The 23,623-nt window shown below is 43.9% G+C and carries 19 protein-coding genes, 1 pseudogene and 1 riboswitch; of the genes and pseudogenes, 13 read left to right on the plus strand and 7 right to left on the minus strand.

The genetic code is table 11. From position 1 onward, the window contains the following. Window positions 1–23: 23 nt before the first annotated feature. Entirely contained in the window at window positions 24–887 is an 864-nt protein-coding gene (locus GLW00_RS11100; RefSeq protein WP_439108894.1) for a pirin family protein, read from the plus strand. Window positions 888–904: 17 nt separating this feature from the next. Here the strand turns inward: GLW00_RS11100 and GLW00_RS11105 are convergent, their stop codons facing one another. Continuing rightward, entirely contained in the window at window positions 905–1,867 is a 963-nt protein-coding gene (locus GLW00_RS11105; protein ID WP_160914038.1) for a sensor domain-containing diguanylate cyclase, read from the minus strand. A 149-nt stretch (window positions 1,868–2,016) separates the two neighbouring features. On the opposite strand from GLW00_RS11105, the gene GLW00_RS11110 reads away from it, so the two are divergent. The 3 genes from GLW00_RS11110 to GLW00_RS11120 all read left to right on the plus strand — a co-directional run bounded on the left by GLW00_RS11110 (window position 2,017) and on the right by GLW00_RS11120 (window position 3,971). Further along, complete coding sequence (locus tag GLW00_RS11110) at window positions 2,017–3,228, plus strand: GNAT family N-acetyltransferase (protein ID WP_160914056.1); 1,212 nt, start codon at window positions 2,017–2,019, stop codon at window positions 3,226–3,228. 51 nt (window positions 3,229–3,279) lie between these two features. Next, window positions 3,280–3,600 (plus strand): hypothetical protein, encoded by a 321-nt coding sequence (locus tag GLW00_RS11115; protein ID WP_160914058.1) that lies wholly within the window; start codon window positions 3,280–3,282, stop codon window positions 3,598–3,600. 173 nt (window positions 3,601–3,773) lie between these two features. Further along, window positions 3,774–3,971 (plus strand): cold-shock protein, encoded by a 198-nt coding sequence (locus tag GLW00_RS11120; RefSeq protein WP_089651440.1) that lies wholly within the window; start codon window positions 3,774–3,776, stop codon window positions 3,969–3,971. A gap of 315 nt (window positions 3,972–4,286) precedes the next feature. Here the strand turns inward: GLW00_RS11120 and GLW00_RS11125 are convergent, their stop codons facing one another. Both GLW00_RS11125 and GLW00_RS11130 read right to left on the minus strand, forming a co-directional pair. Continuing rightward, window positions 4,287–6,248: a hypothetical protein gene (locus GLW00_RS11125; RefSeq protein WP_160914060.1), complete on the minus strand. Its 1,962-nt coding sequence runs from the start codon at window positions 6,246–6,248 to the stop codon at window positions 4,287–4,289. Between the two features lie 30 nt (window positions 6,249–6,278). Further along, window positions 6,279–7,538 (minus strand): ATP-grasp domain-containing protein, encoded by a 1,260-nt coding sequence (locus tag GLW00_RS11130; protein ID WP_160914062.1) that lies wholly within the window; start codon window positions 7,536–7,538, stop codon window positions 6,279–6,281. A 271-nt stretch (window positions 7,539–7,809) separates the two neighbouring features. On the opposite strand from GLW00_RS11130, the gene GLW00_RS11135 reads away from it, so the two are divergent. Together GLW00_RS11135 and GLW00_RS11140 are read left to right on the plus strand one after the other, a co-directional pair. Next, window positions 7,810–8,247: a YkvA family protein gene (locus GLW00_RS11135; protein ID WP_160914064.1), complete on the plus strand. Its 438-nt coding sequence runs from the start codon at window positions 7,810–7,812 to the stop codon at window positions 8,245–8,247. An 88-nt stretch (window positions 8,248–8,335) separates the two neighbouring features. Further along, window positions 8,336–10,531 (plus strand): Z1 domain-containing protein, encoded by a 2,196-nt coding sequence (locus GLW00_RS11140; RefSeq protein ID WP_160914066.1) that lies wholly within the window; start codon window positions 8,336–8,338, stop codon window positions 10,529–10,531. A gap of 139 nt (window positions 10,532–10,670) precedes the next feature. Here the strand turns inward: GLW00_RS11140 and GLW00_RS11145 are convergent, their stop codons facing one another. After that, on the minus strand, window positions 10,671–10,928 hold the full coding sequence (locus tag GLW00_RS11145) for a hypothetical protein (RefSeq protein WP_160914068.1): 258 nt from the start codon (window positions 10,926–10,928) through the stop codon (window positions 10,671–10,673). A 256-nt stretch (window positions 10,929–11,184) separates the two neighbouring features. Here GLW00_RS11145 and GLW00_RS11150 point away from each other — a divergent pair, with 256 nt between their 5' ends. The 3 genes from GLW00_RS11150 (at window position 11,185) to GLW00_RS11160 (ending at window position 13,665) form a co-directional block, all read left to right on the plus strand. After that, a complete protein-coding gene (locus GLW00_RS11150; protein ID WP_160914070.1) occupies window positions 11,185–12,228 on the plus strand; it encodes a MerR family transcriptional regulator in 1,044 nt (347 codons plus the stop codon). Next, window positions 12,228–12,698: an NUDIX hydrolase gene (locus tag GLW00_RS11155; RefSeq protein ID WP_160914072.1), complete on the plus strand. Its 471-nt coding sequence runs from the start codon at window positions 12,228–12,230 to the stop codon at window positions 12,696–12,698. The genes GLW00_RS11150 and GLW00_RS11155 overlap by 1 nt, the downstream gene beginning before the upstream one ends. Before the next feature lie 193 nt (window positions 12,699–12,891). Further along, complete coding sequence (locus GLW00_RS11160) at window positions 12,892–13,665, plus strand: SurA N-terminal domain-containing protein (protein ID WP_160914315.1); 774 nt, start codon at window positions 12,892–12,894, stop codon at window positions 13,663–13,665. A gap of 161 nt (window positions 13,666–13,826) precedes the next feature. Here GLW00_RS11160 and GLW00_RS11165 read toward each other — a convergent pair whose 3' ends face one another. Continuing rightward, a complete protein-coding gene (locus GLW00_RS11165) occupies window positions 13,827–15,017 on the minus strand; it encodes a NupC/NupG family nucleoside CNT transporter (protein WP_160914074.1) in 1,191 nt (396 codons plus the stop codon). Window positions 15,018–15,148: 131 nt separating this feature from the next. After that, window positions 15,149–15,250: riboswitch (purine riboswitch) on the minus strand. A gap of 170 nt (window positions 15,251–15,420) precedes the next feature. Beyond that, window positions 15,421–17,073, minus strand: coding sequence for a DUF2207 domain-containing protein (locus tag GLW00_RS11170; RefSeq protein WP_160914076.1), 1,653 nt, complete (start codon window positions 17,071–17,073; stop codon window positions 15,421–15,423). A 306-nt stretch (window positions 17,074–17,379) separates the two neighbouring features. Between GLW00_RS11170 and GLW00_RS11175 the strand changes: the two genes are divergently transcribed. Beyond that, window positions 17,380–18,600 carry a hemolysin family protein gene (locus tag GLW00_RS11175; protein WP_160914085.1) on the plus strand — a complete coding sequence of 407 codons (1,221 nt, stop codon included), beginning with the start codon at window positions 17,380–17,382 and terminating at the stop codon, window positions 18,598–18,600. A 58-nt stretch (window positions 18,601–18,658) separates the two neighbouring features. On the opposite strand, the pseudogene GLW00_RS11180 reads toward GLW00_RS11175, so the two are convergent. Continuing rightward, window positions 18,659–19,756, minus strand: a pseudogene (locus GLW00_RS11180) (oxidoreductase). 201 nt (window positions 19,757–19,957) lie between these two features. Between GLW00_RS11180 and GLW00_RS11185 the strand changes: the two are divergent. Genes GLW00_RS11185 through GLW00_RS11195 form a run of 3 tightly spaced genes read left to right on the plus strand, consistent with a single transcriptional unit; the run spans window position 19,958 to window position 23,561 of the window. Further along, a complete protein-coding gene (locus GLW00_RS11185) occupies window positions 19,958–21,370 on the plus strand; it encodes a spore germination protein (protein WP_160914087.1) in 1,413 nt (470 codons plus the stop codon). Window positions 21,371–21,381: 11 nt separating this feature from the next. Next, window positions 21,382–22,473: a GerAB/ArcD/ProY family transporter gene (locus GLW00_RS11190; protein WP_160914089.1), complete on the plus strand. Its 1,092-nt coding sequence runs from the start codon at window positions 21,382–21,384 to the stop codon at window positions 22,471–22,473. Beyond that, window positions 22,470–23,561 (plus strand): Ger(x)C family spore germination protein, encoded by a 1,092-nt coding sequence (locus GLW00_RS11195; protein WP_160914091.1) that lies wholly within the window; start codon window positions 22,470–22,472, stop codon window positions 23,559–23,561. Before GLW00_RS11190 ends, GLW00_RS11195 begins: the two co-directional genes overlap by 4 nt. The last annotated feature ends 62 nt before the right edge of the window (window positions 23,562–23,623 follow it).

Below are 23,623 nucleotides of genomic sequence, written 5' to 3' on the forward strand. Positions count from 1 at the left end.
AGTTATAGCAACTAATTGAAAGGATGGTTGAAATGGCAAACTTCCAAAGAGAAGTGAAAGATCATTGGTACGTTCAATATCAAGAGATGGGGTTTCCGGCTATTCAAAAAGGGTGGGTTCTCCCCGCTGACAGGTGGCGCGACTTCGACCCATTTATACTGATGGCTGAGGATTGGTTTAAGAAAGGAACGTTTCCGGATCACCCGCACCGTGGATTCCAGACCGTCACGTATGTCGTTGATGGACGATTGGAGCACATTGACAATGCAGGCGGCCGCGATATTCTTGAGCCTGGGGACGTGCAGTACATGAATGCCGGCTGGGCAGCAAGACACGCCGAAGACGGAGTGGAAGATGATGTCGCGCATACGCTGCAGCTATGGCTGAACCTTCCGAAAGATAAGAAGAACTCTGAAACCATCTATCAAAATGTATATGGAGAAGAAGCTCCTGTCGTTCCTTTTGACGGGGGAGCAGTGAAAGTGTTTTCCGGCAATGTTGCCGGAGTGGAAGGACCCCTGGACTCCATTGTTCCCATTACGCTCAGCGAAATCACTTTATCTGAAGGTGCGGCATTCACCCTTGAACTGCCTGACAACCACAATGCTTTCCTCTATGTCCTTGCTGGTGATGTGGTAGCAGGTGAAAATGAAGTGAATGTTAAGAAGCATGGCGTCGGTACCCTTTCTTTTCATGAAGATGGGGAAGGAACGAGTGAATTAAAGCTCATCTCTAAGAAGCGACGGACGAAGGTGCTTGTCTATTCCGGTGAACCAATCAGAGAAGAAATTGTCCCACATGGCCCGTTTGTCATGAATTCAATGGAAGAGATCAAACAGGCTTATGACGACTTCCGTAAAGGGAAATTTGGGCCTCCTGCGGTCTGATCAATAAAGACTCCTGCTTATTCAGGAGTCTTTATTTTTTTGCGTATTGTTTTATGTTCATACATTCGCTCATCAGCCAGATTAAGATACAAATCCAAATTTAAATCCTCAATGAAAGCTTCCGTTGGGAGTTGGATCAAGCCGTAGGAAATAGAAGCTCCTTCCTCGACCTGTTTAATCGTTTCATTAAGGGCCTGAGCTATTTTTTCTGCATCATTTTCCCTGTACCCTGACAGGACGAGGACAAATTCATCGCCTCCGAACCGGAAAGCTCCGTCAAAATCTTCGTGGATGTTGGAAAGACATTCCGCGAATTTTTTCAACACACGATCCCCTTCCTGGTGGCCTCGGCGATCATTGATTTCTTTAAAATTGTTAAAATCAACAAGGATCAGGGTGACAGGGAAGGCTTCTTTCTGCGCTCTTATCAGTTCTTCTTTTACATAGGGATAAAAATACCTGCGGTTATACAGCGAGGTTAGTGGATCTCTCATGATTTGGTGCTTTAGCTTTTTGTTTTGCTCCTCTATGTATCCTTGAAAAAATGAATTCTGCCTCTTATTCGTAATGTCAAAAAAACGTTCAATAATGGGAGAGGAATCAATGTCAGCCTGCACGGCTGTGATGGCTCTCAATACGCTTTGGATGCTGGACATTCTGGTGCTGTGTGTCAGCTGGAGCATCAAATCAATCGTAAAAAAATCGCGTTCAGCAAAAGCAGCACCCACGCTGACTCCTTCCTTATAATCTTTCTTTATATACATGTCATATTCTTTTTCTGGTAGAAACAAGGCATCACAGGATCTCCGTAAGGTCTGAATCAAGTGACTGGAGTACTCAGGGTAATGCTCCACATAGGCTATAAATTCTCTTATGTGGCTCATATCCAGTAGATGATCTTCAACAGCTTCCGGGATGATCGCTTGTAAAGCTTGAGCATACGTGTGTTCTAACATGGCCCAGGGGATGGGACCTTCCATTTTCTTCACCTGCCTGAAAGGGAATTTTACTTCTGAGGTCTTCAGACTCAAGCAAAAATACTATAGAATGTTCTTTATAATAGAATAGATGAAATATTTGGAAAATGCTAGGCTTGAGGAATAGAAATGTTCACCAAGGAGGAAAAGGTATGGGCTTTCAAAAATTAAAAGATTTCTACGCATTCACAAACTTATCGAGACGCTGTTACCCGGGGATGAAATTAAATACTCGGGAAGAGCAGGAAAGGTACACCGAGCACCGGAGGAAAATGGCTCAGAAGAATGAGATACACACCATCGGTCTTTATGAAGATGAACAGCTTGTCGGTGGATACATCGCTTATGATCACCTCATGAATGTATATGGTCAGCAAGTAGATGCTGCAGGAATTGGGACCGTAGCGGTTGATCTTCCTTATAAGAAACAAGGGCATGCCAAACGGATCATTGAACATTTCATCTCAGAGGCTAGGGATAAAGGGCAGGTCATCGCCCATCTGTATCCGTTCCAACCGTCGTTTTATAAGCGGATGGGGTTTGGACTGGGCCCGCGGTTGTCGACCTACCATTTCCATCCTTCTCAGCTCCCTGCCTATGATGAAGGAGAGAAGGTGGAAGTGTTGCATACGCATCATCAGGATGAAGTGAAAGCCTGTTATGACACATGGGCAAGGGAGAACCACGGGGCAACAGCCATTCCTCGGTATGGATTCGCTTTCCTTGAGAAAGAAGAGCTTCACACTTTTGGCGTAAGAGAACAGGGGAGGCTTACGGGATATGTGACGCTTGAATTCAGGGAAGGCGATCACTTTTTGCAAAACGATGTTCATGTCAAAAACTTTTTCTACACGTCGACAAAAGCCTATCGGACACTTATTCAATATCTACATAATCAAAAAGATCAAGTGCGCTCCATCTATTTCCCGACGTTTGATCAGGAATTTGCTTATTCACTGAATGATCCTGTCCATTTAGATGAACAGCTCATCTTTTCCATCTACCATAAAGTCAGTGAAGAAGGCCGGGGGTTGATGTATCGCATCCTGGACATTCCTGCTTTCCTTGAGAAATTGGGAGAGGTCAGCTTTGGAAACGATACGGTCAAGGTTGGATGGAAAGTGAGCGACTCTTTCCTGAATGAAACGTACGAGTCGGTCTGGCAGTTTACGAATGGAAAACCGGAAGCCACCGATGAAGAGGCTGAAGTGATCATTGAAGTAGACATCGCCCATTTTTCTTCCTTAATGATGGGCTGCGTGTCGCTTTCGAGTTTGTTGAGGTGTGGAGCGGCTGTCAGGGATGGACGAGCTGTGAACCTGTTTCACCATCCGGTTCAGCCGAAAAGCTGGACATTTTTCTAACTGAAACCATACCTATATAACATGGAGATTCAGGTGTAGGGAGAGGGAACGATGAGACAGAAAAAGGTATACGCAGCTGTAAAGCACTTTGAAAGTGGTCCTTTTGCAAACGTGCTAGAGGCTTTCCGGGTGCGTTATGAAAGGATAGGGGAGCCAGCAGGGACCATTTATACGACTCCACTTTCCTATGAAGAGCTTGCCGCACTCGCTGACTTTATGGATGTGAGTGTGTACGCTTTGGACTTACAAAGGAAACTTTCTTTAAAGAATTTTGAAGGGAAATTACAGGCGAAATACCCCGGAGTGAAGCTTCAACAGCTGCTGAGCGCGTACTATGGTAAGGAGACCGTTCCGCTAATGGATAAAAAATAGTGTTGCCAGAAGGTTGACGCGTGGTGGATATGGGTATATAATAAAGTTAATTATTCTTGTTCGGTTAGGAATGAAAGCTAAAGGAACTTGAAAGTGACTTTCGTCTTGAATGAATAGGCAGAGCAATTATAGTAATACAATGTGGATCTTTCATCCACGCAGGAGGTAACAACATGTTACAAGGTACAGTTAAATGGTTCAACGCAGAAAAAGGTTTCGGATTTATTGAAGTAGAAGGTCAAGACGACGTATTCGTACACTTCTCTGCTATTCAAGGCGAAGGTTTCAAAACTCTAGAAGAGAACGAACAAGTTTCTTTCGAAATCGTTGAAGGCGACCGTGGCCCACAAGCGGCTAACGTTCAAAAATAAGTAAGTAAAAAAGACTTCCGACTCGTTCGGAAGTCTTTTTTTTTTTTTTTGCAAAATACTGATGTAATTGTGAAAGTCACTGATAAAAGCGCAAAACCCACCGATAAATACGCCAAACCAACTGATAAATGACGAAAACCTACCGATAAACGGCCAAAAGTCACTGAAAGAATCAGAAATTGATAATATCTGGTTGGGAATCGCTAAAAAAGGGCAAAAGCTACTAATATTTTGCGCAAACCTGCTAATAAAACCTACAGCCCTATAGCTCCAACAAAAAAGCCAGACTCCCATAAGGAGTCTGGCTTTTGACAATTACACCCACGTATAATCTTTGCCCCAGCTCTCCTGAGCAAGCTGGCGGATGCCATCAACAATGGAATTTTCCACTGCATAGGCATCCCCTTGTTCGTAAGGGTTATAGTGGAAGGCGTATAACCGGGAAACAAATTGGTGGAAAGGAAGAGAGCTTTCGCCTTCCATTTCGCCATTCCCGATGACGCTTGGTTCAATGTTCTGCCCCCAGTTCTGGGAACCGTCATTGTTCGGGTTATAAAAGTAGATTCTTTCCTCGCCGCTCGGGTCTTTCGTTATCCTTGTAATTGATACAGCATGGAGGCCGAGCAGTTTGCCGTGCACGTTGGTAATGAAAATGCCGACAGGGTTTGGATAAATCAATTCATAATCATCATTGTATTCTGTATGATGGGTAGCGTAGAAAAGTTTAACGAATCCAGGGTAATCCAACACGTATCCGGTAATCGGATCGAAGACGGAACTGAAACCTTTCTGGACCCAGTTTCCATAAAACGCCGGGTTAACCCAGCGGTGACCGTCTTCTCCTCGCAAAGCGACACGCGTCATCATTTCACTATAGATCTTGTCCAAGTGTGGAACGAGGACAAGGGATACAGGATCGAGCTCTTTATCAAGATCTGGAGCAAGTCCACCTGTTAGCTCTTTGGAATGAATCGGTGTTCCTTCAAACGTAAAGTCAAGGTCGCCGTCACGTGCCGCACGCGGAATGATTTCAAGCAGGAATCCCGGTGCGTGCTGTGCCCATAAGCTAATGCCACGGGCAGCCTGACAGGTCGGATTGAACCCTTGACCAACGCCGAGGGGTTGACCGAGCACTTGGATCGTCCCCGCGACAAGTATACTGTTTGCTGTGACACCTTCACCCGTATTCGTCGTTGAGTATAGTGCATTTCGGACATCCGGGCGGATATCAAGTTCCACCAATCGCCTTAGGCCCGGTGCGACAGGGGAGTGTGACAATACCCCACGCTCAAGTAACATGGATAGACCATAAATCGCCTGGCGGGTTCCGGGGAAAATGGAAGCCCGGATCAACTGGATGACGAGTTCCCGGTGCTCTTCAAGGTTCGCACTGCCTTTACTATTTAGGTTTAGGGCATAGACGAGAAGGGCAGGGTTTCTTTTGCTCAAAAAACGGATTAAGGTTGCGTGATGAGGGGCGACAAGTCCTGTTTCACGCATGGATTGAGCGAGTGCAACGCTTTCAGAAATAAGGTCGGTACGCGTGAGTGTTTTCAACTGGGAACGGTATGCATGGACGTCGTTGAATTGGGCACTCAGTTTAGAAGGACCTTCGATGGCTGCAATGAATTGTTTTAGTTCAGCCTTCCCGTGTTCATCTGAATCGTGGTCGAGCATTTCCTTAGCCATTCTAATCATGGATAAGATGCGCTTCACCATAATAGGACGTTGCGCTGTGAGTCGTTTAATTTCATTGATAAGGGTTTGGATCAGAGCGGTTGACGAAAGGTGAGTAGATAAAAATTGGAATAACTTACCCGCTTTTTCATCATTCTCATGCTTTTCAATCCGGGAACTTTCACTGGCATCCGGGAACAAGAGGTTCAGATTCAGGACCATCACTTCATTCAAAAATTCTTCAGCCATTTCAGGAGGAACATTCGGATTGGTCGCTTTTCCTTTAGCTAAAGCGAGCATGCGCATTTCACTTAGAACTTCAATGATCATAGGCAGACCTTTCGCTTTCAGGGAACCTGCGACAAGAGGGGGCTGTAGCTTCTCCGCTGCTTCCCAAGGTCCATCCTGAAATACACCCGCTTCTTCCAATCGGCCGGCATGCTGATATAAATTATCAAAGCCATCTTCTGCTTCAATCAGCCGGTTCGCTTCCTGATAGACATCTGTCTGGTATTTGGATTTGGCAAAGGATGGAGCTTTATCTAATTGATCTAAAGCATAGATGAAACGTTCGACAAGGGCACTCGTCGTTTGAGGCATAAAAACCTCTCCTTTCTCTATCGCATGCGATTATACGTAAAAGTTGTATTGCTCGTATGACTTCAGCAAATCGGTCATTTCTTCACTGTCACGGCCATAGAAAAAGATCGTTCCATAGTGGTTTCCGAAACCGACACGTTCAGCTACTTTTCCTTGAGGAGGGGTGAACATATCGTGCTTCTCAAAGTACGGATGGTCTTCAAGTTCTTCAGGAATCTTCAAGTCTTCAACATAATCCACATTCGGGTGAACCATTAGGCAACCGGCATAATTTTGGTAATCGTAAGGATCTGGGAAAAATTCACGGATTTCCTCTTCTGTTGTATTCGGATCACTGCAAAGGATTTGAGCTTCATAGGCACTGAATCCATAAGCGCGCTCAATCAACTCGAAAATATGACCTCCAGGTACACGGGCCGCTACTTCTCCAAAGTGAAGCGTGCCGTCCTGGGTGATAAAGTATTCGGGATGAATGACACCGTATTCGATTTCAAAAGCGTCGACCAGTTGCTGGACAGCACGTTCAATGAGCGGGCGCTTTTCCTCTAAGCTCGGAGAAGCCGGAACGAAGTTGGAATAGCCAAGCTTCACATACTCCGTAATATTGAGAAAACGAACCTTGCCTTTATGAATGAATGCTTCGCAGGAGAATTCCTGTCCATCCAGGTGACTTTCCATCAATAATGGGAAGTCAACATCCTGAATTCGTTCAATATCCTCATTATTATAGATGGCCAGGTGACCGACAGAACCCGCCTTGTCCAATGGTTTGACGTGGATCGGATCGAGGTGATCTCCTTCAAGTTTCAACAAAGCTTCGTTGACACGCTTCAAGAAACGCTGGACGTCATCTTTATCGCGGGCCTCTTCAAAAACGCCGACCTTGATGCCGGAAATTTGTGCTTTCCGCTTCATCATTCCTTTATCACGAAGCAATAGGGAACGGTTGAATACACGAGGGTCTTCACGGAAACGAGCATTGAGTGCGCCCGCCCATTCCACACATTCTTCATATAAAGGAACAGCAAGCTCTACACCCATGTCCTTCAATTGCTTATACAAATGATCAGAGCTTTCATTGAGCTTGTTAAAGTCCCATCCTACAAACGGAATGTCGTGCTTTTCTGCATACGTCTCAAATTCTGCAGGTCCGACAACGACGAATGGACGGTTCATGCGAGCTGCAGCCTCGATGGCCTGCACACTCCAGCCGACTAAAGCCGTGTAATACGGTTTTGTTTGAACCGTCTCATCTACAGTCGCATTCAATTCAAGTTGATCTAAATCCATTACGAACCTCTCCTTTGTCAGTGAAAATATAAGTATAGGAAACTTTGACACTGTTACTCTTAAAGTATCAGAATAGGCCAAAAACTGTAAGCTTTATCCGCGTATTCGACAAAACTAGTGTTCCTTCTACAATGATTACAAGGGGAGAAGTCATAGAAAGTCCCAACCTGGGGAAGTCGATTTCCCAGGAAATAAAGCGAATCATCGTTCAAGAAGTTTAGATAAAGGGATTTACGTAAAAAGTATAGTACTGAAAAAAAGGAAGGTGCCTATGACAAAACAAAAGACCTATCAGGATCGTTTGAAGAACCTTGATCCACGTAAAGCGGTGGAGCGGGGACGAGCCTATTTCTCTGAGAAAGAATATGGGGAAAAGCTTCGTACGTACAGCAGTCGAATCGGGACTAAAATCGTCTATTACAGCCTGCTTCTGTATTATGCCTTCAAAAGCCCTGATACACCCAAGAAAGCCAAGCTGACGATCGCAGGCGCATTAGGGTATTTAATCTTACCCGTTGATGTCATTCCGGACTTCATTCCGGTCGTTGGTTTTACGGATGATAGTGCCGTCATCATCTATGCTGTCTATCAAGTAATTTCCCATATAGATGATCAGGTGAGGGAACAGGCGAAAACAAGACTCTTAAAAATCTTTAACGGTCAAGTGGACGTTGATGACTTGGAAGACCCCGTACAGAAAAAAGAGTAAGCAAGGAGACCATTTCCAGGTTTCCTTGCTTTTTTCATGTTTCACAATCATGTATAATAAGCGTGTTTTGTAAAAGGGAGAAGATACAATGACAGCTACATTCCAACACTTGAAAACGAATGGAGATTTTTTCAAGTATTTAAATAAAAAGAATCAATATAAACAGCCTGTCCGGGAGTGTATGCTGCGGACGATGGCAAAACTTCAAGATACAACTACGACCGAGCACCGACCCGGCATGCTTCTTGGGAAAATCCAATCCGGGAAGACACGTACGTTTATCGGTTTGATGGGACTCGCGTATGATCATGGTTTTGATCTCGTTATCCTTTTGACGAAAGGGACGAATGCGCTTGTTAAACAGACGTATGCCCGTCTGCACGAAGAGTTCGAAGGGGCAATCGAACACGATGCCCTGCAGGTTTTTGATATTATGAACATGCCTGATAATCTACGAAAATATGAATTATCACAAAAGCTGGCTCTTATCGTCAAAAAGGAAACTCATAATCTCGATCGGCTGCAGCAGGCGGTGATGGAAAAATATCCATCCCTGCAGAATAAACGCGTGCTTTTCATCGATGACGAAGCAGACTTTGCAAGTGTCGCTTACGAATACAAGCGGGAGCAGAATATCAAACAAATGCGCGTGATTGCATCAAAAATTAATAAGCTTAGAAAAGCACTGAACCGCCCAGCGTTTTTACAAGTCACTGCGACTCCTTATTCCCTTTATTTGCAGCCGGAAGAAATGAAAGTCCATGAAGGGAAGGTGTTCGAACCGATCCGCCCGGCGTTCACAGAACTTGTGCCTGTACATGATCGCTATATCGGTGGGAATGTTTATTTTGACAAAAGTGAGAAGGACGGTCACCTTGCTTCCTACCTTTACCATGAAGTCGAGGAAAAAGAGTTGGAGGTCATGAAAAAGATGGATGGCCGTCGTGTGAAGATGGATCGTTTGCTGAGTCAGAAAAATATTGCAAACATTCGGAGGGCGGTTGTGAACTTCATTGTAGGCACGAGCATCCGTCGTTTTCAGCAACGGATGAAAGGCCGAAGACAACAAAAGTATTCTTTTATCATTCACACAGAGCGCGGGAAAAATGCACATGCCTGGCAGGCTGAACTGATCCAGGGTTTTGAAACATTGCTTATCGAAGGCGCCCGGTCGGAATCGGAAGAGTTTCAAAGGCTTGTTCGTGAGTCTTATGACGACCTTATCCGTTCAGTGAATACTTTGAAAAAGACTCCGGCTCCTACTTTTGACGATGTGTACGAAGAAGTCCGGCATTCTTTGGATGAAGAATATTTGGTTAGCAGTGTGGTCAACTCGGAAAAAGATGTGACCGAACTGCTCGATCATAAGGGAGAGTTGAAGCTTAGAGCCCCCATGAATATTTTCATCGGCGGGCAAATCCTTGACCGTGGAGTGACGATTCACAACCTCATCGGCTTTTTCTATGGAAGAAACCCGAAATCTTTTCAACAGGATACGGTCTTGCAGCACTCCCGAATGTATGGAGCAAGACCAGCCGCAGACCTTGCCGTCACTCGTTTTTACACGACACAAAAGATTTACGCCGTCATGAAACGAATCCACGAGTTCGACAGGGAACTGAGGAACGCTTTCGAACGCGGCGGCCATCATAAAGGTGTTGTTTTCATTCAAAGAGATCTCAAAGACACGATCATGCCATGCAATCCTAATAAAATTTTATTATCCAGCCTCACGATGATTAAACCACACAAGCGTATACTGCCTGTCGGTTTCCAAACGGGATATAAAACGCATATCGAAAAAACGGTACGCAAGATCGATCAGCTAGTCGAAAACGCTAAGAATAATGCTCGTGCCACTAAAGATGGGGCGTATCTTATACCGGTAACGAGGGCGAAGGAGATCCTTCGTCTGATTCATGAGACGCTGGAAATGGAAAACGGTCATGAGTTTCATTTAGAAGAGTATGAAGGAATCCTCGATTACTTGGGTTCTGATGCGCAGGATGAGGCTTTCGTCTGGCTGCTTACAAGAGCGAACAGGCACATTCGCCGTTTCAAACAGGATGGAAAGTTCGAAAACTCCCCTGATACACCGGGGAAAGGGACAGGGGAACTCACTGTGGCAAGGAAGGTCGCTCAACAACACCCGGCTTTCCTTATGCTTCGTCAGGAAGGAAAGAAAGAACATGGTTGGCGCGGGACACCATTCTGGTGGCCTGTCCTCGTTGCCCAGGCCGAGACAGCTCCAACTGTGTATGCGAATAAGACTATCCAGAACTAGTAGAAAAGCCTGTACCCGAGAGACAAAAGGTACAGGCTTTTCTACATATTGAACGGAGTCTTCCAAAATAGTGCTTTGGTTGACTTTTTGATTTTAGTGTAGAAAAAAAGACCCAGTGAAAGGGTCTCTTTTATATTTCTTATTTTTCAATGGGTTCATCAAATAAATCCGTGAACTTGGCGACGTTCTCGTAACTGAATTCGAACGCCATACGGACCTCACCAAATCCAGGTTGATAGAAATACCCCTGAACTTCATAACTGCCCGGGTTTTCTCTGACTTTTGTGAGATGGAAGTATCTTTGGATGAACTGGGCCATTTCCTCCAGTTTCTTATTCCGTACCTTGATCCATTGGTCTCTTAATTCTTCTGTTGGAAAGTCAGATTCTTTTAACATTTGCTCACTCCTCTAAGGAAATCAAAGCTATGAAACTGTTTGTTACCATTATACTATAAAAGCTCACAGTGATTTTCAACTACTATCCGAAAATTATGACACTCTCTCCCTAAACCTTAAAAGCTTATGAGCATGTGTACTAGATTATTAGTCGTTTTTGAGAAAGTGTCATTTTTAAAGGATGTTTTTTGAAAATACACTTTACCTTTACGTAACGTTACCCTTTATAGTGGGGTTTGAAAAGGGGGATTCCTACATGAAAATTGCCGAAGCGGCAAAAAAGTTAGAAACAACGCCAAGAACGATTCGTTTTTATGAAGAGAAAGGATTGATTGCACCGAAAAAAGCGAGCAATGGATACCGGATCTACGCAGAAGAAGAGGTCAGGGATTTGCGAACCATCCTTGCTTTGAGAGAGGTTGGCTTATCTACGAAAGAAATTAAGAAGGCATTGGAACAGAATGACGATTTTACGGAATACCTACATACCCAGCGTTCAATGCTTAATGAGGAAATGCTTCAAATCAGAGACATGATGGCAACGGTAGACCGTATGATTGAGGTGAGTGGGAAGGCAGGAAAGGAGGAACAGATGATGGATATGGCACGAGAGTTAAAGGGATTGAAAGAGAAACGGACCCACTGGCACGATCGGTGGAATTTTGATCACCAAGCGAGAGATTACGATGACAACATTAAAACCACGGGGTATCGTTTCAACGTTCATCAGGATTATGAAGAGGCTCTGGAAAAGGTACATACATGGGTGGATGCATCACACGAAGAAAGAGGGGTAGATATTGGGGCAGGTACCGGTAACTTGACACGGCTATTTTTGCAGCAGGGTATTTCTATGGCTGTCGTGGATCAGTCAAAAGAGATGCTGAAGGTGTGTGGAGAGAAACATCCCGGGGTGGAGACACGTCTTGGTCACTTTCTTTCTCTTCCATTGAATGATCAAGAGGTGGACTTCGTCGTTTCGAGCTACGCACTTCATCATTTACCGGATGAGGATAAGGAGCTTGCGCTTCAAGAGATTGACCGGGTCCTGAGTGACTATGGGCGGGTAGTGATCGCCGATTTAATGTTCAAAGATGAATCAAATAGAAAAAGCACCCTGGAAAGCTATCAGGAAGAAGGGAACGACGAAGCGGTAGAAGCGATTGAAGATGAGTACTATGCTGATCGTTCACGTTTGATCAGGTGGTGGGAAGAGCATGGATATGAAGTGAAGGTTCATCAGTTCCATCCCATTCTCCACTTGCTCTATGCTCAAAAGATGGAAAGGGGAGTGAGTTAATGAATGACTATATTCAGACGATGCGCCAAATGATCGGTCAAGAAACATTGCTGACTGTTGGCTGTGGGGCAATCATTGAAGATGTCCATGGTCGTATTCTGCTGCAAAAACGTTCGGATCATGGATTGTGGGGAATTCCAGGTGGACTGCTTGAGATCGGGGAGACTTTCGAGGCGTCAGTCAAAAGGGAAGTGAAGGAAGAAACGGGCTTCGATTTGGAAGAGTTGGAACTGTACGGCATCTATTCTGGTGAAAATGGTTTTGCTACTTATGAGAATGGTGACAAAGTATTTAGTGTGCAAATTGTTTTTAGAAGTACGTGCTATGTGGGAACGCTATCGCTTAACTCCGAAAGTAAGAGGCAAGAATTTTTCTATGCTGAAGAAATCCAGGAAGATCTTTTAAATCCTCATCAGGCACCCTTTATACGTGATTGGATAAAAGGGAGAAGCGTCCCGGTAATCCGCTGATGAATTCCCTTTCATTCTTTCCACAAATTTTCCACATTTGTAAGAAAGACAAAATATTCCTTGAAAAAGCCTTGGCATGACAGGGTTTTGAAGTGGTTGAGTGCAGCCGGGTAGTGGGGAACGGAGATATGGGTGTGTTTACAGAAAGTAGTTCCGTGTTACAATGGCTATCACAACGATGAATAAAGGAGTAATGACATTGAATAAAAAGTGGTTATTGAGTTTACTATTTGTAGCGTTCGTTTCTCTACTTGCCGCCTGCGGTAACGATGAAGGCGCTTCTGATGATAAGGAAAATGAGAAAGAAAAAGAAGAGAAAACCGAACAAGCAGAATCTGGTGAACAGCCTGAAGCTCCTGAACCGGATCTTGAAGGTGTACCGGAAGTTGTTGCTAGTGTAAATGGTACGGAAATTAAAAAAGAAGAATTTGAAATGACTTATAAAGGACAGTTCCAACAAGCAGCGATGCAGTCTCAAATGACAGGGCAGGAACTTGATCAGGATCAATTGAAGAAGCAGGTAGCCGAAAGCCTTGTAGGACAAGAACTGTTGATGCAGGAAGCAAACAATCGTGAATTTTCAGCGTCTGAAAAAGAAGTAAACCAGACACTTGAGGAATTGGCTAAGCAACAGCAAGTGGGTTCCGCTGATGAATTTCTTGCTGCGCTAGAAGAGCAGGGAATGAGTGAGAAGGAAGTAAGGTCTCAAATTCAGACACAAGTTAAAATTGATAAGCTGATTGCTGAGGAAGCAGGAGATGTGAAGCCTTCCGAAGAAGAAGTCAAGGAAGCTTATGACAAAATGAAAGAACAACAAGAGAGCATGGATACCGAACAAGAAGTACCATCCTTTGAAGAAGCAAAACCAACCATCGAGCAGCAGTTGACTCGTCAAAAAGAAGGACAAGCCACTCAAAAACTTGTCGATAAACTTCGCGAAGAAGCAGAAGTTACAGTTAATCTTTAATAATAAGCACAAAAACCAGACCTCATGAGGTCTGGTTTTTTTGATGTATTCAATAGTGCAAAGGTGAGATTAGATGAAATTGGTTTAAATTGTAAGACCTGGTCACCCATTTTATGGGCGACCAGGTCTTACATATTATTACATATGATCACTTGTGCTCTTTAAATAAACATCGATACAAAGATGGCGGTGATAAAGCTTGCAAGTGTTCCTCCGATAATGGCTTTTAGGCCGAGCTTGGCTACTTGGGATTGTTTATTAGGTGCCAGCGAACCTAGACCCACAATCAATTGGCCGATGGATGAGAGATTCGCAAAGTTGCATAGAGCCACAGACATGATGGCGACTGTCTTCGGAGACAATTGATCCACCATCTCTGTCAGATTTCCATATGCGATGAATTCATTCGCTGCTAGTTTCGTTCCGATGATCGAAGCGGCCTGGAAAGCATCTGTGATCGGAATTCCAATGAGAATGGCGAAAGGATAAAATAAGAATCCGAAAATGGTCGATAGGTCAGTGTTGATGAAGCCTAAGAGTCCGTTGACAAGGGCAATCATACTGATGAAAGCAATCAAAAGTCCACCGATATTTAAGGCGAGTTTCACTCCACTAACGGCTCCATCAGAAATTGCTTCAAATACATTGGCGTGACCAGATTCTGACATCTGTATTTCCTCATTAAGTTCAGATTCTTCCACTTCCGGCTCAAGCAGTTTGGCTATGACCAAAGATACGAAAGGTACACTGAAAATAGAGATTAATAGATATTTCAAATCAATTCCCATTCCCACATAACCAACTAAGATGGCTCCACTGGCTGAGGCTGTTCCTCCAACCATAATCGCAAAGGTTTCAGAACGAGTCATTCGGGCCAAATAAGGCTTCACGAGCAATGGTGCCTCTGCCACTCCAAGAAACGTATTTCCGACTGCGCTGAAGGACTCAACTTTGGATGTTTTCAGCAACTTTCCAATTACAGTTCCTAAGAATTTCACAATCAAAGGGAGCAGGCGGATGTGATAAAGAGCAGAAATCAGGGCCGATATAAAAATTAGTGCGCCTAACACGTTGATTGCAAACAAAAAGTTGATATCTGTTTGAGTAAATAGTGGACCAAAAACAAATTCAATCCCTGCAGTGCTGTAATCAATCACGCTTTGTATGAAGAGGGCCGCTTGCTTTAACAGCTTTTGTCCGATAGAAACATTGAGCATGGTGTACACAAAGATCCCTTCCAAAGCTAAACCGACAAGAATGGTATGCCATTTCACCATCTTTCGGTTGCTGCTAAGCAGCCAGGCTAAAGCAACGATGACGAGTAAAGAGAGTAGTCCTGTAAGAATGTTCATGATGTGTTCCTCCTTGGAATAGTATACGGATTCCTTTCATTGGAGGTAGGATGTCTGACAACCTATGATAAATAAAAAACCTCTTTCCATAGAAAAAAGGAAAGAGGTAGAACAGGTTATAATATAAACAGCCTGTGTGTATCTTTCCTTATAGTCCGGTCATTTACGGTAGCCGGGTAGAGACTTGTGGACCATATTTCCACATTTATATAAGGAATCCGTATGAAGTTGATAGTTTGAAATTCTAGCAGACGAAACAGAGCGTGACAAGACAATGGTGTATTGTTGTAAAATACGGAATATTCTAAATGAATATAAATGCCGGTGTAACTGAAAAGGTTACACCATCTATTGGTCTATATAAAAAGGTGTCCCTACTTGAAAAAGTAGAGACATTTCTAGTTCAAAAACCACCGGAACCACCACCACCGCCACCGACTCCAGCGCCTCCACCGCCGGCGCTGATCCCGCCTGTAGAGGCGGAAACGGAAGCGTGCCCACTAGCTCTTTCGAAGCTTGTTTGTACCGCTGCGCTGAGTGCCAGAAACATGATCCAGTCATCGCTGGAGTTCGATAGGGGAGCAGGGGAGTGATGGGTCAGCTTGCGTTTTCCCATTCCGACCTGGTAAAGGAGGGCGAGGGTCTGGTCTTCTTTTTCCCATTCTTTCCACTGATCACTGATTTTTAATGGTTTTAATTCTTCTTTCAGTTTGCGTCCTTCCACGTTCAGAGGTCGGTAAGCGATGCTGAAGCTCAGGAAAAAGGTGAAAAACATTATAGAAACAAACATCCATAGGAAGTGGTCATATAAAGGAAACAACCCTATGAATGGAAGCGTCACAAAGGATGCGATACCTGCAATCCAGCGTGGGACGGGTGCTTTTTGCTTAAGCTCATATTGCCGGAATTCTTGTTTCACATGTTCCTGCCAGGCTTGAATACTCATTTGATACTTCTCATGGTTCTTCTTTTCTTCCGCATAGGCTTCAACGTCTTCCAGATGAAGGTGATCTGAATCAGCGATGTCATCAAATAGCCATTGTATCAATCGATGTTCGTGTGGATAATCGGTATGCCGATGACTCAGTTTAAACTCTTGATCCGATATCTTTTGGATATTCCCCTTACGCACCAGGTCCAACAGAGCAGCTGTCAATGCAGATATGGGTAATTGTCCATGATTGGTAAAAAGCATCAACGCAGGCAGACTCATTTTTTCTTTAGGAAAGCTCCCCGTACTGCTTTTTTGCCTTTCTACTTCTCGACCTGTTTCGTTTCTTTTCCGGAGGGCGTAGATGAAAAGCCCCACTGCAACGAGAGCGAGACCACTACTGAAATAAACAGCGAAATTTCCCCACCACTTCTTCGACTCTGCTCGTGCTGCTACTTTTTCGTCCAATTGTGCTTGATCCGCTTGTATTTCTTCTAACATGGGTTCAAAACTCGTGACAGGAGCATCAGAGAAGATGGCGGCTTCATAAGCCACGCGTATATCTCCATTTATTCCATCACTGACTTCACCTAAATGAAAAACGACTTTCCCGTCAGATGAAGGGGAGGCTGTACCGTAAGCAGCATCAAATCCGTATGCCGACAAAACTTCCGTAGGTACCGGAGGTTCAACGGTAATCGTCAAGTCCTCATAAGTCGATTCATTACTTTTATCAAAGAACGGCCAATAAAATTGAGCGACATCAGTAAACACTTCTACGCCATCATTAATGGTGTAAAAAAGATCAATCGTGATGGTTTCGTCAGAGCCTTTCCTGTGGATTTTATACAGGTTTTCCTCTTGTTCAACCGTAAGCTCTGACCCATTTTCCGTAGCCCTTACACTTGTGATGGTGGAGGTCTTTTTCGGAATGAGCGTACGGGTGATCCCGTTAAACTCGTCGCTGAAATCATACGTGTGTGTCTCTTTCACCTCCACGGAGCCATCTGATTTTAGAGTCGCATGGATGTTTGATTCTTCGATCGTAAATTCAACCGCAAAAACTTGGGTGGGGATGAATACGAGAAGAGTAAACAAAAACACACTCCACAATAGTTTCTTCATTTGCGTCACCTGCTTTCCTTAACTTTTACGTGTCATTACAGTCAAAGGTTTCATATAAAACTTTACGCATGAAGAAGTTTCTTTCTTGAAAGATCTTCCTTTCATAAAATGATTTTCACAGTAGAAGCAAGAGATAGTTTTCATATTTCTTCTAAGGGAAAAGGAGGTAGTGTACAATAGGTAAGACTGAAGTTTCGTGTGAATTTTTTTGAGTATCAAAAAAATTCACGTGAACAAGAGGAGAGAATCTATTTTTCATCCCTCTTCACTTAAAAATGCGTCCATTATTCAAGGAGGAATAGCCCCGTGATCATTGCGATCATCTTTTTGCTGTTCGTTTCGCTTTTCTTCTCAGGAAGTGAAACGGCCCTTACGGCAGCTAACAAAATGAAGCTCCAATCGAGAGCAAAGAAAGACGATAAAAAAGCAGGGAAATTACTGGATTTACTCTCACACCCCAGTGAGTTCATCACTACAATTTTAATTGGGAATAATATTGCTAATATCCTGCTTCCTACACTTGTGACTACACTAGCTATCCAATATGGGTTCAGTGTTGGGCTGGCCTCTGCCATCCTGACGGTGACCATTATTATTTTCTCAGAGGTCATTCCGAAATCAGTGGCTGCTGCTTTTCCGGATCGCATCGCTTTGACTGTTTATCCAGTCATTCGTTTTTTTGTGATCCTTTTCAAACCCATCACCATTGTCCTGAATCGGTTAACAGGATTTATTACAAATGCTTTATCGAAAGGGGAGGTGAATGAATCTTCCATTTCAAAAGAAGAGCTGCGTACAATGGTGGACATCGCGGACTCCGAGGGGACTTTCAATGAAGCGGAATCCCACCGGATTAAAGGTGTGCTTGATTTTTATAATCTGAACGTAAAAGATGTTTTGAAAACACCACGTGTCGACATGATTGCCATTGACCAGGAAGCTTCCTTCGAGGAAGTCCGGGACATGGTCGTGCAACACCCGTTCACCAGGTACCCGGTCTATGGGGAGGACATTGATGACATCATCGGCGTTTTCCACTCGAAGTATTTAATTTCGTGGGCGATGGAACCTGAAAAACCGTTTATGGACTATACGTATAAAGATCCTCTGGTCGTCTATGAGTTCCATAAGATCGAATGGGTGTTTAGGAAAATGACGAAAGAGAAGAAGCACATGGCGATCGTTTTGGATGAGTATGGGGGAACCGAGGGGGTTCTAACCCATGAAGATGTCATTGAAGCGATGATTGGTTTGGAAATAGAAGATGAAATGGACGTAGAGAGTGACTCCATCATTGAAAAAATTTCAGAAACAGAGTTGATCTGTGATGGGAAAATTACACTGCGTCGCCTGAACTCTATTTTTGACACGGAAATTCCAGAAGAGGAAGATGTCCTTGCTGGTTATCTGATCAAGGAATTCAATGATTTTCCTAATGAAGGGGATATATTGGAACAAAACAATCTAACGTTCAAAGTGTTGGAAATCGAGGGACGTATGGTGCGGAAAGTGCAGATTATTAAATGATGTCGAGTGCAGGAAATAGAGAAGACCCGGTCGTATGTGACCGGGTCTTTTTTGAAGTTTATTCTTTAATTGGTGCCTCGAGTTCGTGGTCTTTGACTTCAGCCTGTGGGAGCAGGATTTTTTCGAAATCGAAAGCATTCAGTTCATCATTGTCTCTCACTTTGTTTGGTAAATCAGGGTTGGCAAGCGCTCCGGTACCTATCGAAACAAGGTCGGCTTCTCCTGATTGTAGAAGACTTTCCGCACGCTCCTGTTCCTGGAGCTGGCCGTTTGCAATAACTGTGATGCCGCCGTAAGTCTTAGCTGCACCGGCAAGCGTCTTGGATCCTTCACCGAAAGAAGGGGCTGTCGCATCCCCATCTGTGACGTGGATGTAATCCAGTCCTGTCTTTCCTAATGCACCGAAGATTTGCTCGGCTTCTTTTTCACCGCCTGCCCATTAGTGTGATTGGTCAGCAACTTTACCTTGAGAGATTCGGATTCCGATGATGAAGTCTTCTCCGACTTCTGCTAGCACTTCATCCACGACTTCCAATACAAAACGGAGGCGGTTATCGACAGACCCCCCGTATTCATCCTCTCGCTTATTCAAATAATCTGTTAAAAATTGATCCAGAAGATAGCCGTTAGCTCCGTGAATTTCCACTCCATCAAAACCGGCTGCCTTTGCGCGGCGCGCAGCTGCAACAAAATCCTCTTTCACTTCTAAAAAGTCCTGGTCATCCATGGCACGAGGTGTCTGGAATGTGCCTGATCCTCCATAAAAGCCCAGCTGTTCTCCTTTTGGAGGGATGGCAGAAGGGGCGATGGTTTCATCCGTATATGCATTCCCCTGGCTTTGTCCACCGGCATGCATCAGTTGAGCAATCAGGATACTGCCTTCCTCGTGGACAGTGTCCACAATTGGTTTCCATGCATCTGCGTGGATATCTGTAGCCATTCCGGGTTGATTGTTGTACCCCTGACTGAAGGTCCTGTCTGGATAGATGCCTTCCGTAATGATGGTACTGAATCCACCCTTAGCGAATCGTTGATAATATTTTTTCATACGGTCATTCGCGCGGCCGTCTGCTTCGGCACTGATGCGAGTCATTGGTGCTACCACATATCGGTTGTCTAATCTTTTGCTGTCTAGTTTATATGAATCAAATAACATGGAACATCCACCTTTCTTCTGATCATTGTTTTAAAGGTTACTTGATTTTTATCTCAGCTTCAAAATAAATGCTCAGCTTCCCCAGATTCAGGTACTCCGTCCTATGAGTCATAAATAAACTACTAGCCGGCTGACTATCGCATAAATTTGCTTCCGCGTTACAAGCTAAAAGTAGTGAATCTTATAAGGGAGGGGGAAACTATGTCTCAAGGCAAGAGTGAAGAAAGGACCCTTACAGATAATTTGAATCAGAATGTGCAGCTTATTCAACAAGCTTTTTTCCACACCGAAGATTTAGTTGTGGAATCCGTCACCTTTGGGGGCGAAGAGGGACAAATCCTTTATATCGATTCACTTGTCGATAAAGATAAAGTCATGGAGTTTATCATTCGACCTCTAAAATCAAGCAAAGTCAAAAATGCTCTGGAAGCTCTTCAAGTTTCTGAGGACAAGCAGACAGGGACAGTTCATACACTTGTATCCGAACTCCTAAGTGGAAGCTGTGCTTTCTTGTTAGAAGGGCAGGAAACAGCCATTTTAGCTTCAGTACCTGTGGAAGAGAAAAGGGCCATCAAAGAACCTGATTCCGAGCACATCATCAGCGGCCCGCACGATGGCTTCGGAGAATCGATGGTTACAAATATGATGCTTTTGAGGAAAAGAATCAAAGCCCCTTCTTTTAAAATGAAAAAATATGTGTTCGGCGAGTTGACTGATACAAACGTGGCTCTCATGTACATTGACGAAGTTATTGATCAGAAGGTACTGCATCATATTGAAGAAAAGTTAGATGGTGTCCACCTTCAGGACCTGCAGACATCTACAGGCCTCCTGGAAGTGATTCAGGATAACACTCATTCCCCTTTTCCTCAGGCTTTAAGTACAGAACGGCCGGATCGTGCAGCCTCTTATCTGCTCGAGGGAAAAGCAGTTTTAATTGTTGACGGTACACCTGAAGTGCTTGTGTTACCCACCACTTTTTTTGCTTTCTATCAATCGGTTGATGACTATTCCATGCACTGGCTTGTAGGGTCGTTTTTCCGTATTATTCGTTTGATCTCCTTTTTGATAGCGGTGACGCTTCCAGCTATGTATATTGCGATTGTCAGTTTTCATCCTGAAATTCTGCCACTCGGGCTTTTGTACAGTATTCGGACGTCTATTGAATATGTTCCTTTTCCACCAATATTAGAAGCCTTATTGATGCAGTTCATTTTGGAGATTTTAAAAGAAGCGGCCATTCGCTTGCCATCCCCTATTGCCCAGACGATCGGGATTGTCGGAGGACTCGTGATCGGAACCGCTGTGGTGGAGGCAGGCCTTGTATCCAACACGATGATCGTCATTATCGGCCTTACAGCAATTGCTTCATTTGCTGCTCCATTTAATCAGATGGCTGTCATCTCTCGTCTGCTTGGTTTTGTATCAATGATTGCGGCTTTTTTATTCGGTTTGTTCGGGATAGCCATCATATTAATGGCTATTATCATCCACCTGTGCAAGCTCGAGTCGTTCGGAGAACCCTATTTCGCCCCCTTGGCCCCGCTTAGATCAAATGAAATGGGAGATTTTATTCTTAGGAAACCAAATAAAAACGGAACATCTCCAAACTAGGAGGGAGTCCATTGAAAAACGGGCGGCTGCTCACAAAACTGCAAATCTATCTGATGATCATTCAGGCCCAGTTAGGGTTGGGGATGCTTTCGCTTCCTAATATTCTGGAAAAACAAGTGAACCAGGACGCATGGATTTCTGTCCTCGTAGCCAGCGTTTTAGTTCAAATGACTTTAGTCATCTATTGGCTTTTACTTAAACGTTTTCCGGGATGCTCTTACCATGAACTTACGCAAATAATCACCGGCCCCTTTTTAGGAAAGACGATTAATATAGTCAACTATGCTGGGTACATGATCATCGGGACCTATACTATGATTCTTCTTGTTCAGTTAGTGAATGACTGGCTTCTCCCTTTTACGCCTGTCTGGGCAATTGCCTTATTAATTATCGTACTCAGCATGTATTTGGTCGTTCAGGATTATGCAGTGTTTGCAAGGTATTTAGTCGTCTTATCCGTGGTTCTCATTCCTGTCTTTCTTTTAATTATCATTGCTTTGTTCCAAATACCTTTAGAACCGCGTAATTTAAGACCAGTGGGTGGAGAAGGGGTCTTGTCCATCATTCGAGCCAGCGAAGGAGCTTTATTCGCTGTCTTAGGGTTTGAAATCCTCTTGTTTATCGGACCGTACGTACATATGAAAAATTCAAAGCTGTTACGTACGTTTTCCCTAGCAAACGCTACGATCGCATTACTGTACATCGTGGTCGTTGTGCTTTGTATAATGGTATTCAGCCCGGATGTTTTAAAGCAAGTGAGAGAACCTGTCCTCTATATGATCCGTTCCCTTTCATTTAAAGCTGTTGACCGTATCGATCTCTTATTTGTGTTCATTTGGCTCAGTCCTATGACCGCGTCTATCATGATTTACTTGTTGATTGCCAGTAAAAGTTTGATGGGGGAGGGGAAGTCTTTTCAAACAACCGTTCTATTAAGCGGTGTGATCATTTATATCGCCACTATTTTCTCATCGTATAGTGAAGAAGCTTTACAGTTGTATGGACAAATTTTGAAGTATGTGATTTATACGGTTGTATTTTTCTTTCCAACTATGCTCCTCCTCTTATCTTATCTTTTGAAAAAGAAGAAGGTGAACACATGATAAAGTCGATGTTTCTCTTCTTATCGCTGATGCTGCTTACCGGGTGCTGGGACCAGGAAAACTTAAGTGATCGGAGACTGATTAATGGCATTAGTTTTGATCTCTCTGATGATGACCCCAACCTCATTCAAGGGGGCGTACGTGCGCTTAACATAAAGTCCCAGGGCGGTGGGAGTATTGAAGTGAAAGATGAGTTGTTAACTTCGGAAGAACCAACGATAGGAGAAATAGGTCATGAGATCAAGAAGAATCTGCCCGGCCGTCTGGATGTCACGAAAACATTCATTATCTTTATAGGGGATGAATTGGCAAAAGAAGGTATCGACCCATTATTGGAGACCTTTTATCGAGGAAATCTCGGCTATATGCCTTCAAAAGCGGCCATAGTCAAAGGGAAAGCCATAGACATTCTCAGTATCAATGAGGAGGACAGTCCAATCGCTTTTCGCGTATTGAACGGGATCCGTGCGGCAGAATCGAACACACTTATCCCGGAACTGAATCTATTCACGATATGGAATAAGATAGGGGATGAGAGAATAGACACGGTCCTCCCATTACTTGAGAAAACAAATGACAAGCCGGAAGTAGCAGGTTTGGCCCTTTTTGATCAAGACAAATATACAGGGAAAAATTTGGACACCGAGCAGTCGACACTTTTGCTTATTATGCGGGATGATCTGGGCTATATCGCAGATGTCTTTATCCCTTATGAGCAAAATCCAGAGAAAAAGTATCGATTATCCATCATGGGATTGAAAAGGGAGCTTGATACCAAAGTCTCAAAGGACGATTCCATTACAAGCACACTTCGTTTAAAAGTTAAAACAGAACTGAACGCGAATCCACTTGGGGGTTCAGATCTTAAAAGTATGGCAGCCCAAGCCGAAAAGGTGATGACAAAAAGAATGGAGGAAGTTGTAGCGATCCTTCAGGAAGCCCATAGTGACCCTTTAGGAATCGGGATGGACGTAGCAACGAAGTATCCGGAGGAATGGAAACGGATCAACTGGGAGAGTGAATATAAAAATGTTGAGATTCAGTTGGATGTGAAAGTAGATATTGAAAAGACAGGGGGGCTGTTTTAAACAGGAAAATCCTGTGTAGTTGGCAACACACAGGATTTCCTTATTTTGTGGTTTGGAGCTTA

The organism is Halobacillus litoralis (assembly GCF_009856445.1).
Classification (GTDB): Bacteria; Bacillota; Bacilli; order Bacillales; family Halobacillaceae; genus Halobacillus; species Halobacillus litoralis.